Raw genomic sequence first — 11,097 nt, 5'->3', positions numbered from 1 at the left:
CCCGCGGCGGCGCCCCCCCCCACCTTTTTTTTTTATTTCTCGGGTCCCCACCCCCCCGCCGGGGGGGGGGGGGGGCCCCGCCCCCCCCGCGACAGACACGGCCCCCTTGCTCCGGAATCTGGAGCAGGGGGGCTCTTCACTGGTGGTTGCCCAGAATCGAGCGCCCGCAACGGATATCGGCGTGCGCCGCACCGTACTGCCCGGCGGTCTACGGGTGGTCACCGAGCATGTGCCGGGCGTGCGCTCGGCCTCGATCGGCGTGTGGGTCGGGGTCGGCTCGCGCGACGAGGGCCCGACCGTGGCCGGCGCCGCGCACTTCCTCGAGCATCTGCTGTTCAAGGCCACGCCCTCGCGCTCGGCGCTGGATATCGCGCAGGCCATGGACGCGGTCGGCGGTGAGCTGAACGCCTTCACCGCCAAGGAGCAGACCTGCTACTACGCGCACGTGCTGGACGAGGATCTGCCGCTGGCGGTGGACCTGGTCACCGACGTGGTGATGAACGGGCTGTGCCGCGCCGAGGACGTGTCGGTGGAACGGCAGGTCGTGCTGGAGGAGATCTCCATGCGCGACGACGATCCCGAGGACATCGTCGGCGACAGCTTCCTCACCGCGCTGTTCGGTGATCATCCGATCGGCCGCCCGGTGATCGGCAGTGTCGAGACCATCGAGGCCATGCAGGCCCAGCAGCTGCGCTCGTTCCACCAGCGCCGCTACCGGCCCGACCGCATGGTGGTGGCGGTGGCCGGCAATATCGAGCACGAGCACACCGTCGAACTGGTCTACCGCGCCTTCGGGAATCAGCTCGAATCCGGGCTGGAACCCGCTCCGCGGCGCGAGGGCCGGTTCCGGCCGCGCGGCAATCCGGAGCTGCTGCGCATCCAGCGCGACAGCGAACAGGCGCATCTGGTGTTCGGCACCCGCGCCTTCGGCCGGCACGAGGGCGAGAAGCGCTGGCCGCTGTCGGTGCTCAACACGGTGCTGGGCGGCGGGCTGAGTTCGCGGCTGTTCCAGCGCATTCGGGAGGAGCGCGGACTGGCGTACTCGGTGTACTCCAGCGTCGACACCTTCGCCGACACCGGCGCGTTCTCGGTCTACCTCGGCTGCCAGCCCGAAAACCTGGGCCGCGTCGCGAGTTTGGCGCGCGGGGTGCTCGAGGAGGTGGCCGCCGACGGCATCACCGACGCCGAATGCGCCCGCGCCAAGGGTTCGCTACGGGGCGGTCTGGTGCTGGGGCTGGAGGATTCCGGTTCGCGCATGAACCGGATCGGCCGCTCGGAACTCAGCTACGGCAACCACCGCAGCGTGTCCGAAACCCTCGCTCGCATAGACGAAGTCACCACGGATGAGGTTTCCCGGATCGCGGCCGCCCTGCTCGCCCGCCCCTTCGGCGTCGCGGTGGCCGGACCCTACCGCCGCACCCGCGACCTGCCCGCCGCCGTGCGTCATCTCGTGGACTGAGATCGCTACTCGGCAGTAGTCCCGCCTGGCCGGTGAGGTATGCCCGTTTGTGGCTATGATCACCTCGCCGGAATGGGAGGGGTTGTGCTTTCTCCAGGTGAGAACTTCGCCGGGTACGTGATCGAGCGAGAGCTGGGGCGCGGCGGCATGGGGGCCGTGTACCTGGCCCGGCATCCGCGGCTGCCCCGGTGGATCGCGCTGAAGGTGCTGAACTCGGAGTACCACGGCGACACCGTGACTCACACCCGCTTCGAACGCGAGGCCGACCTCGCCGCGCGGCTCAATCACCCCGGCGTGGTCACGGTGTACGACCGGGGTGTCGAGCACGGGCGGCTGTGGATCGCCATGCAGTACGTCGACGGCACCGAGGCCGAGGCGGTGACCGATATGTCGCCCGAGCGGGCGGTGGAGATCGTCACCGCCACCGCCGACGCCCTCGACTACGCGCACCGGGTGGGCGTGCTGCACCGAGATGTGAAGCCCGCCAATATCCTGCTGGCCCGCGAGACCCGGGAACAGCAGGCGGGGGTGCTGCTCACCGACTTCGGGATCGCGCGGCTGCAGGAGGACACCGGACGCCTCACCGGGTCCGGCTCGGTGATGGCGACGCTGGCCTACGCCGCTCCGGAGCAGTTGCAGAATCACCCGGTCGACCATCGGTCGGACCAATACTCGTTGGCCTGCACGCTGTTTCGGCTGCTCACCGGGGTGCCGTTGTTCCCGGCCGCCGATCTCGGGGCCATCGTCAAGTCGCACCTGTACGACAGGCCGCCGTCGGTCGCGAGCCTGCGGCCCGGGCTGCCCACGGCGCTGGATCCGGTGCTGGCGCGGGCGCTGGCGAAGAATCCGGAAGAGCGATACCCGTCGTGTTCGGAATTCGCGGCGGCGGCGCAGCGGGCGCTGACGGCCGGGGTCGCGGCGGGCCCGGGGCAAGCCCCCACGCGGGCGCGGGGCCCGGAAACCCCTGCCCGCCGGGCGAATTCACCGGCCGTCCGCCGGGGGAATCCGAACGCGGTTCGATCGGCGCCGGTCGCGCGCCGGGCGGCGCCCGCGGAGACCTCGGGGCAGCGGCGGGTGCCACAGTCCTCGGTCGCATTGCGCTCGGGACGGCTGGTCGACATCCCGGACCTGTTCGAGCCGCCCACCGGCCGGCATCTGAAAGCGCCACCGGCGGAGGCGACTTCGCCGCGGTCGATGCGCCGCTGGCCGGTCGGGGTGCGGACGGTGGTGCTGCTCGGCACCTGCCTGACGGCCGCGCTGGGGCTGGCGGTCTTCCTGTTCACGCCGTTGGGCAAGTCGGAGAAGCCGAAGGAGCCCGTCGCCGAGATCGGCGAGATCAGTGCGCAATTCCCGGGACTGGTTCCCCGGATGCCCGAGCTCGGTGCGGGTTTTCGCGCCGCGAGTTGCCGGGTGGTGGATCACGACACCAAGGATTTCCTGCCGCCGTGGGCCTTCGAAGGGTGGTCGGCGGCCTGGGACTGCCAGTACTCGGCCGACCACGACGTCCGCGAGTACGTCCTGTTCGCCTACGGTTCGGGCGCGGCGGCCCGCGCGGTGGCGAATCGAATCCGCCCGGCGGGCAGCACCTTCGAGAACCTCTCCTTCAAGGAGTACTGCGGCGCAAAGCAATACACGAATCTGCGCTTCGATTCCGTTCCGGACGTGCCTTCCACCGCCTTCGCCACCACCTTCTTCGACGATCCCGCGCGGGAGAAGCTCCTGCTGTACACCCGGGGCAATCCGGCCACCCCGAGCGGCGTGGTCGACTGGTGGAAGTCCCTGCCGCTCACCCGATCCTGATCGAGGCGATCGTCATCACCGTCGGGGCCTGCCACTGGAACTGCGTCGAATACATCCGCCCCCGCTTCACCAAGGAACGCCTCGACCAGGCCATCGCCCTGGAACGCCGCTACGCCGCCGAGCAATAGCGGCTGACCGCGGAGATCGAAGATCTGCGCCGCGAAAACGAGTCGCTGCGTGCGCAATCGGCCGCCGCCCGGGTCACCGCCGGATGATGTGGTGCGGGCGAGATCGTTCTGCCGGTCAGTGGTGACCCGGCCAGGCGGCGTCCTGATCGGCCCGGAATGCCGCGAGATCAGCTGTCGGCGCGGCGCCTGACGCGGCGACGAACTGTTCTCGGGTCACGAATCGCTCGCCCGCGCCGGCCGGGGTGTCCGCGCCGGCCGGAGTGTCATCGCGTTCACGATTCGCGGCCGCCAGTACCGCGGCGAGCAGGCCGGGGAGGGCGGTGTCCAGGTCGGCGGAGCGCAGGCGCAGGTGGGTGTTGCCGTCGATGGTGACGCGGGCGGTGACGCCGGCCTCGCGCAGGATCTTGAAGTGGTGGGCGGCGGTCGATTTGCTGACGCCGTCGTAGGTCAGGCTGCAGCGCAGCGGGGTGCCGGCACTGGCCAGGCGCCGGACGATCTCCAGGCGTATCGGGTCCTGTAGTGCGCCGAGCACCGCGGGCAGCGGGGCCACCGCGGGCAGCGCTTCGGTGTCGGGCATGAGCTACCTCACTCGGATTTCTAGTTTGATAATCGTCGAACCCCGCGTAGGGTTTGGTTCGATCATAATCAAACTTACCTGATGGAGGGTTCGATGGCATCGGCAACGGTGGTTACGACTCGAGCCGAACAGGGCAGCCAGACCTGGGCCTATGCGCTCATCCTCGCGGCCAGCGGTGTGGCACTGGGCGTTTCGGGCGCACCGGCCCCGCTGTACGGGATCTATCAGCAGAGCTGGCATTTCTCCCCGCTCACCACGACCTTCGTCTTCGCCGCCTACGCGGTCGCGGCGCTGGGCGCGGTACTGGTTTCGGGGAGGATCTCGGACGTGGTGGGCCGCAAGCCGGTCCTGCTGGGTGCGTTCGCCCTCATGATCGTGGGCCTGGTGGTATTCCTGCTCGCCGACAATGTGGCCATGCTGCTGCTGGCCCGGGCGGTGCACGGGGCCGCGGTCGGCGCGACCGTGGTGGCGGGCGCGGCGGCACTGCTTGATCTGCGGCCGCAGCAGGGCGCGCGGTCCGGGCAGCTGTCCGGGGTGGCCTTCAATGTCGGTATGGCCGTGGCGATTCTGGGTTCGGCGGTGCTGGCCCAGTACGCGCCGCATCCGCTGCGCACGCCGTATGTGGTGATCACACTGGTGTGCGTGCTCATCGCGGCCGGTGTGCTGGCGCTGCGGGAGCCGCACGGGGCGCGGCAGAAGCAGCGCATCACCATTGCCAAACCGGCTGTGCCGCAGGAGATCCGCGGTGACTTCTGGTTCTCGGCGCTGGGCGTGATGGCGGCCTGGTCGGTGCTGGGCGTGCTGCTGTCGCTGTATCCGTCGCTGGCCTCGGCCAAGACGGGCATCCACAATCTGGTCTTCGGCGGTGCGGTGGTGGCTTCGACAGCGACCGCGGGTGCGATCGCGCAGGCCATCGCGGGCGGGATTCCGGCCCGGCGCGCGGCCATCGCCGGCGATATCGGCATGGCGATCGCGCTGGTGATCACGATTCCGGCGCTGAACACCCACAACTGGGTGCTGGTGCTGCTGGCCGGATTCGCCCTCGGCGGCACCTTCGGGCTCGGCTTCGGCGGATCGCTGCGGCACCTGTCCAACGTTGTCCCGCAGCACAAGCGGGGCGAGACCATGTCCGCCTACTACCTGCTGGCCTACTCGGCCATGGCGGTGCCGACCGTGGTGGCGGGCTGGGCGGCCACCACCTGGGGGCTGAGCACCGTGTTCCCGTGGTTCGTGGTCGTGGTGGCGCTGGCGTGCCTGGGTGCCGCCGGTATCGGGCTGCGCCGCAATGCGGAGGCCGCGGAGGTGGAGGAGCCCGTGGAGGCAGCGACGGCCGCCTGATTTCCCGAATGGCCGTGCCTGCGTCCGCCCGGTGACCCTGTGTCGCCGGGCGGACGCCGTATTCGGCACCAGGCGGATACGGCGCTGCTGCCGGTCGGAGGTGGTGCTGCCGGTCGGAGGCGGTGCTGCGCCGTATCGACTCTGTGCTGCTGCCGCGCAGGCACACCACATTCTCGGCGAAACGGTTTGGCGTGTTGCGATTTTCGGGTGCGCGAAGTCGCGGTGGAATTGTCGCATCCGATGCGTGACCGGGCCGGGGTCGCTATTCTTCGGCTATGCGGCGGTGGAGGTTCGGTGGGGTGGTGAGCCGGACGGTACACCGATCGGGCCTGATGGTGTCGGCGGTGGTGGCCGTGCTCGGCGGGCTCGCCGTCGCGGGCGTCACCTGGTGGGTGCTGTGGCACTTCCTGGGCGCGCGGGCCGAGACGCCGAATCAGCTGGATCTGAGCAAGATTTCGCTCGCCGTGACGGCGGGTGTCTTCGGAGCGGTCGCCCTGGTGGTGGCCTACCGGCGGCAGCGTGATGCCGAGCGCGGGCGCTTCGCCGATGTCTTCGGGGCCGCCGCCCGTCAGCTCGGGGATCCCGATGTGGCGGTGCGCATCGCCGGGGTCTACGCCATGGCCGGGGTGGCCGACGAATTCTCCGCCCGCTGGCGGCGGCAGCAGTGCGTGGATGTGCTGTGCGGGTACCTACGGCTGCCGTATCAACCGGAGGAGGGGGCCAGTCACCTGGCCTCCAGATCGCAGCGCATCGAGGATCACGGCACGGCCGTGGAACGGGTGTACACCTATCGCCAGAACGATCGGCAGGTCCGCGACACCATCGTGCGGGTGATCGCCGAGCATCTGCGTCCTGCTGCCGAAACCCCATGGTGCGGCTGTGATTTCGACTTCTCCGACGCCGTGTTCGAGAACGCCGACTTCCGGCACGCCGTCTTCGCGGGCCGCAACACCCGCTTCACCAACGCCATGTTCCTCAGCGGCCGCACCGTGTCCTTCGAGCAGACGCGGTTCCTGGGGGAGCGGGTCACCTTCCGCGGGGCCGTCTTCCGCAGCATGGCCGTCTTCGACCGGGCGGTCTTCGCGCACACCGAGGTCGACCGGACCGACCGCGAGAATGCCGGAGCCACCTTCACCGAGGCCACTTTCGGTGGCGGCGTGAGTTTCGAGGGCGCGCAATTCCGGGGCGCGCGAACGGCATTCGACCGCGTCACCTTCGCGGGCGAGCCCGCCGTCTTCGCCGAGGCCGGCTTCGCCGCGGCCCTGACCACCTTCGAACGCGCCGTGTTCGACGGCGACCGGGTCAGCTTCGCCGGTGCCGAGTTCACCGGCGCGCGGGTGACTTTCGCCGGTTCCCGCTTCTACTCCGAGTCCTGTTCCTTCGACGGCACCCGGCTGGGCGCGCAGGTGCGGTGGCGCACCGGCCGCACCCAGGAGGTGTCCTTCGCCCGGGCCGAGTACCACGGGAAGGTCTCCTTCGCCGATGCCGTGTTCGCGGGGCGGTCGGTGACCTTCGCGGGTGGCGACTTCTTCGGCGACATCTCCTTCCGCCGCGTCTCCTTCGACGCGCGCGCCATCACCTTCGAACAACCCCGGGCATGGGTCGGCGTCCACTTCGACTGGGACGCCGGCCCCGCCACCAAACCGGCCAATATCACCCCGACGCCCTGGCCGCCCGCGCTCGCCGAGTCCACCCCCGAACTCGCCTCCTGAGCCCGTCGCGGGCTGTTCGCCGGTTTTGCCCGAAGCTCACCGGTGGGATAGCTTGCAGACGAGTTGAGTTGAGACAGGGGATTGTGTGGTGGGGAGCCACGGCGTCGGTTGGGCTGCCGATGTGGCGGTGCTGCTGCTCTGCCTCGCGGCGACGGTCGCGAGCCGAGCGCGACGGACACCGCATCGGGCGAGCCGCGGGACGCGCGCGGTGGCAGCGGGCTCGGCCCTGGTCGGCTGGGTGCTGGTGTTCGGCGCGATGACCGCCATGATTTCGCCGCTGCCCCGGGACACCGTCGCGGGCAAGGCGATTGCCGCGCCACCGGAACTCGTACAGGCCGGGCTGCCGACCACCTCCGCCAGGCCCGACGCCCCCGATCCGATGGCCGCGCTGAAGGCGGGGGACTGTGTCGAGGTGCCCATCCAGCAGGCCAAGGACGCCTCCGGCGCACCGAGTTGGAAGGCCGGCTCGCCGGAGCCGTCGGACTGCAACTCGGTGGACGCGAACTACCGGGTGCTGCAGATCGGCCCGGACCCCTGCTCGGGCCCGCTGTACACGCTGGAATCCGCGCCCAAGGACAAGACCGGCAAGGCCCGCTACCACCTGTGCCTGACCTTCGACTGGCGGACCGGGGTCTGCTACGACACCGCCGATATGGATGTCCCGTCCAAGGTCGCCTGCGGGACTCCGGGTGACCACATCGTCCAGGCGACCGCGGTGCTCGAGGGCGCCACCTCGGGTGCGGGCTGTCCGCGCGACGGCCGTGGCGCGGTCTGGGTGGTCTGGAACAAACTCGAGCTCACCGTGTGCTTCCGCGGCGGCGACGACCCGGGGAAGTGACCGCGATTACCGCCCGCGCCGTCCGACGGTGATGATGTCGGGGATCAGCCACGACGGCAGCGGCCGGGTGATCTTGCGCTGATCGACGACCTCGAATCCGGCGTCCTGCAGCAGTTTCCGGGTCTCGCGCGGTGAAGGCGCGTGGGCCGGGAAACGCGGGCTGCGGGTGAGCCGCTGAATGGGCCGGGAGGTCGGGCCGGAGGGATGCATGGTCGCGATGGCGACGAGCCCGCCGGGCGCCAGCACCCGATGGAATTCGCGCAGCGCGACCGGATGATCGAAGAAGTGGAAGGCGCTGGTGCTCACGATCGCGTCCAGTTCGCCCGCGGCGAAGGGCAGATGCTCGGCGGCGGCCTGCCGCCACTGCACGGCGGCGGAGCGGGCGCGGGCCTGGGCCAGCATGCCCGGCGAGGCATCCACGCCGTAGACCGCCTCGGGGCGCAGTTCGCGCTGGATGCGGGCGGTGAGAATGCCGGTGCCGCAGCCGATGTCGGCGATGCGGCGCGATCCGGCGGTGCGAAGTTCGGCGAGGACCTGATCCTGCGGCGGGCGGTAGACGACCTGCTGCAGGGCGGCGGTGTCGTAGGCGCGGGCGACGGTGCCGAAGAACTGCGTCACCACATGATTGCAGGCTCGATTGCCGGTGGTCAGCGATGTGCTCATGGATGCTCCTGTCCGGCCTCAATGGAAGCAGATTTCGCACTGTCTGGGAAGGTGCGATGGAGTAGCGTCGGGCGCATGAGGATTCGTGGTGCCGTCCTGGAACGCATCGGGGCCCAGACGCCCTTCGGCGACTCGAAGCCGATCACCATCAGCGAGCTGGAGCTGGGCGAACCCGGACCCGGCGAACTGCTCGTCAAGATCGAAGCGGCCGGGCTGTGCCACTCGGATCTGTCCGTGGTGGACGGCAACCGGGTGCGGCCGGTGCCGATGCTGCTGGGCCACGAGGCATCCGGCCGCATCGAGGCGGTCGGCCCCGGTGAGAGCGACCTGCGCGTGGGCCAGCGGGTCGTCATGACCTTCCTGCCCCGCTGCGGCGAGTGCGCCGGCTGCGCCACCGACGGCCGCACCCCCTGCGAACCCGGCAGTCTCGCCAACAATGCGGGCGAATTGCTCGCCGGCGGAAGGCGATTGCTGCGCGACGGCGCGGAAGTCCATCACCACCTGGGTGTTTCGGCCTTCGCCACGCACGCTGTTGTGGATCGCCGCTCGGTGGTCCCGGTCGACGACGATGTCCCACCCGAGGTGGCCGCCGTCCTCGGCTGCGCCGTCCTCACCGGCGGTGGCGCCCTGCTGAATTCGGCCAAACCCGGTCCCGCCGACCGCATCATGGTTGTCGGCCTCGGCGGCGTCGGCATGGCTGCCGTCCTGGTCGCCGCCGCCCTCCGCGCCGGCACCGACCGCGAGGTCATCGCCGTCGACACCGTCCCCGACAAACTGAAGACCGCCCTGGAACTCGGCGCCACCGCCGCCTACACCCCTCAGGAAATCGCCGCCGGCACCATCCAGGCCGAGGCGGTCATCGAAGCCGCGGGCAACATCCGAGCCTTCGAAACCGCCGTAGCCGCAACAGCTCCCGGCGGCGTCACCGTCACCGTAGGCCTCCCCGCCCCCGACGCCCGGGCCTCCATCTCCCCCCTCGCCCTGGTAGCCCAGGGCCGCGCCATCATCGGCAGCTACCTCGGCTCCGCCGTCCCCGCCCGCGACATCCCCGAATTCGTCCGCATGTGGCGCGCGGGCAACCTCCCCGTCGAACGCCTCGTCTCCGCCCACATCCGCCTCGAAGACATCAACGCCGCCATGGACGAACTGGCCGCCGGCCACGCCCTCCGCCAGGTGATCCTCTTCGACTGACCCGCCCGATCCCGGCGCAGTTCAGAGTTCGGCCTGTTCGGCGGCCCAGGCCGCGATCTGTGCGCGCGAGGTGAACCCCAGTTTGGTCAGGATATGTTCCACGTGTGCATTGGCGGTGCGTGGTGAAATCACCAGCCGGGCCGCGATCGCCCGGTTGGTCAGGCCGTCCGCGACGAGATCGGCGACCTGGCGCTCACGCTTGGTCAGTTTTCCTCCGGAACGGCGGGGCGGCGCGGCCGCTTCGGCTTGCTCGCCGAGCGCGAAGCCCGCTGCGGCATCGAAACTCAGTGCGGCGCCTTCCCGATGGGCCGCCTCGAAGGCACGCGCGCCGAGTATCTCGCGACTGCGGCGGGTGAATTCCTCGTGGTAGACGAGCATATTGGGCAACATCGGGATGGAGCTGCCACCGATGCGGCCGAGCGTATCGGCGGCGCCCAGCAGGGTAGCGGCGCGGCGGGCATCGCGCTGCTCGGTCGCGATCCAAGCCAGCGCCTCCAGACAGATGGTGGCGACGACCGGATCGGACACCAGCCGGGCCGCTCGAATTCCCTCCAGCAACAGAGAGGTGGCGCGATCGGGCTCACCGGTTCGCCACACGGCGAATCCCATCGCCCACAGCACCCACGACCGATACACCGTCTCACCGGCGGATTCGGTGATCGCGAGCGCCTTCTCGAGGCCCGCGAGAGCCCGCGGGATGTCGCCCTGTTGCGCGTAAACCCAGCCGAGCGAAATCCGGGCGTCCAGCTGCGATTTGAGGTCACCGGATGCCTCGTAGATGTCGATGGCATCGGCCAGCAGGGCGGTACCCGCATCAGCCGGATTGTCAGCACCGCCCGTGAGGAAATAGTTTCCCTTGGCGTGGGCGAGCAGGGCCGCGACCAGTGGGTCCGCCGTCTGCTCGGCCAGGGCCTCGAGCTGCGCCACGTGCTCGGCGGCGGCCGGTAGGTCACCCTGCAGGACGGCCATCGTGGCGGCCCCGCAGCGAGCCTTGGCCCGACCCAGCGGCGGTGCATCGGTCGATTGGGCCAGCGCGCGCTCGTACCAGCGGCGGCCCTCGCCGAGCCGCCCGCGCAATGTCCAGAACTGGTACAGGGCGGTGACGATCCGCAACGCGGTTTCGCCCGACTCGGACAGACTGAACTCCAGCGCGTTTCGCAGATTCGGCAGCTCCCGCTCCAATCGGGCAATCCACTGCAGCTGGTGCGGGCCGATCCATTCCGCTTCCACCTGGAGTACCAACCGCTCGCACCAATCCCGATGCCGTCGAACGTATTCCGGGTATTTCCCGCTGTTCTCGGCCTGCTCCCGGCCGTATTCCTGAACGGTCTCGAGCATCCGGAAGCGGACCGTGCCCTCGGTTTCCTCGCGGATCAGGATCGACTTGTCCA

General features: G+C 70.0%; 10 protein-coding genes. 7 read left to right on the top strand and 3 right to left on the bottom strand.

Going from position 1 to position 11,097, the window contains the following annotated elements:
• Positions 1-118 precede the first annotated feature (118 nt).
• The 3 genes from ACWEKS_RS47600 (at position 119) to ACWEKS_RS47590 (ending at position 3,387) form a co-directional block, all read left to right on the top strand.
• A complete protein-coding gene (locus ACWEKS_RS47600; protein ID WP_452346304.1) occupies positions 119-1,459 on the top strand; it encodes a M16 family metallopeptidase in 1,341 nt (446 codons plus the stop codon).
• A gap of 84 nt (positions 1,460-1,543) precedes the next feature.
• Positions 1,544-3,259 (top strand): protein kinase domain-containing protein, encoded by a 1,716-nt coding sequence (locus tag ACWEKS_RS47595; RefSeq protein WP_452346303.1) that lies wholly within the window; start codon positions 1,544-1,546, stop codon positions 3,257-3,259.
• Positions 3,229-3,387, top strand: a complete 159-nt coding sequence (locus ACWEKS_RS47590) for a hypothetical protein (protein ID WP_452346302.1) — start codon at positions 3,229-3,231, stop codon at positions 3,385-3,387. Before ACWEKS_RS47595 ends, ACWEKS_RS47590 begins: the two co-directional genes overlap by 31 nt.
• A gap of 115 nt (positions 3,388-3,502) precedes the next feature.
• On the opposite strand, the gene ACWEKS_RS47585 is transcribed toward ACWEKS_RS47590, so the two are convergent.
• A complete protein-coding gene (locus ACWEKS_RS47585; RefSeq protein ID WP_452346301.1) occupies positions 3,503-3,964 on the bottom strand; it encodes an ArsR/SmtB family transcription factor in 462 nt (153 codons plus the stop codon).
• Positions 3,965-4,057: 93 nt separating this feature from the next.
• On the opposite strand from ACWEKS_RS47585, the gene ACWEKS_RS47580 reads away from it, so the two are divergent.
• From ACWEKS_RS47580 to ACWEKS_RS47570, 3 genes are all read left to right on the top strand, one after another.
• Positions 4,058-5,302, top strand: coding sequence for an MFS transporter (locus tag ACWEKS_RS47580; protein WP_452346300.1), 1,245 nt, complete (start codon positions 4,058-4,060; stop codon positions 5,300-5,302).
• Positions 5,303-5,604: 302 nt separating this feature from the next.
• On the top strand, positions 5,605-7,014 hold the full coding sequence (locus tag ACWEKS_RS47575) for a pentapeptide repeat-containing protein (protein ID WP_452346299.1): 1,410 nt from the start codon (positions 5,605-5,607) through the stop codon (positions 7,012-7,014).
• Positions 7,015-7,102: 88 nt separating this feature from the next.
• Positions 7,103-7,852, top strand: a complete 750-nt coding sequence (locus ACWEKS_RS47570) for a hypothetical protein (protein ID WP_452346298.1) — start codon at positions 7,103-7,105, stop codon at positions 7,850-7,852.
• Between the two features lie 6 nt (positions 7,853-7,858).
• On the opposite strand, the gene ACWEKS_RS47565 is transcribed toward ACWEKS_RS47570, so the two are convergent.
• Positions 7,859-8,515 (bottom strand): class I SAM-dependent methyltransferase, encoded by a 657-nt coding sequence (locus ACWEKS_RS47565; RefSeq protein WP_452346297.1) that lies wholly within the window; start codon positions 8,513-8,515, stop codon positions 7,859-7,861.
• 75 nt (positions 8,516-8,590) lie between these two features.
• Between ACWEKS_RS47565 and ACWEKS_RS47560 the strand changes: the two genes are divergently transcribed.
• The gene (locus ACWEKS_RS47560) at positions 8,591-9,706 is read left to right on the top strand and encodes an alcohol dehydrogenase catalytic domain-containing protein (RefSeq protein WP_452346296.1); all 1,116 of its coding nucleotides are present in this window, start codon (positions 8,591-8,593) and stop codon (positions 9,704-9,706) included.
• 21 nt (positions 9,707-9,727) lie between these two features.
• On the opposite strand, the gene ACWEKS_RS47555 is transcribed toward ACWEKS_RS47560, so the two are convergent.
• Positions 9,728-11,097: LuxR C-terminal-related transcriptional regulator (locus ACWEKS_RS47555; protein ID WP_452346295.1), on the bottom strand; the 1,370-nt coding region annotated here is incomplete at its 5' end.

It is taken from the genome of Nocardia sp. NPDC004711 (assembly GCF_053601595.1).
The sequence above is the reverse complement of the archived record's forward strand: the minus strand, read 5'-3'. Positions and strand labels throughout refer to the sequence as shown.

Excerpts from the sequence above, each read along its gene's own strand:
- ACWEKS_RS47585 (WP_452346301.1), bottom strand. The coding sequence starts at position 3,964 with ATGCCCGACACCGAAGCGCTGCCCGCGGTGGCCCCGCTGCCCGCGGTG.
- ACWEKS_RS47580 (WP_452346300.1), top strand. The coding sequence starts at position 4,058 with ATGGCATCGGCAACGGTGGTTACGACTCGAGCCGAACAGGGCAGCCAG.
- ACWEKS_RS47565 (WP_452346297.1), bottom strand. The coding sequence starts at position 8,515 with ATGAGCACATCGCTGACCACCGGCAATCGAGCCTGCAATCATGTGGTG.
- ACWEKS_RS47560 (WP_452346296.1), top strand. The coding sequence starts at position 8,591 with ATGAGGATTCGTGGTGCCGTCCTGGAACGCATCGGGGCCCAGACGCCC.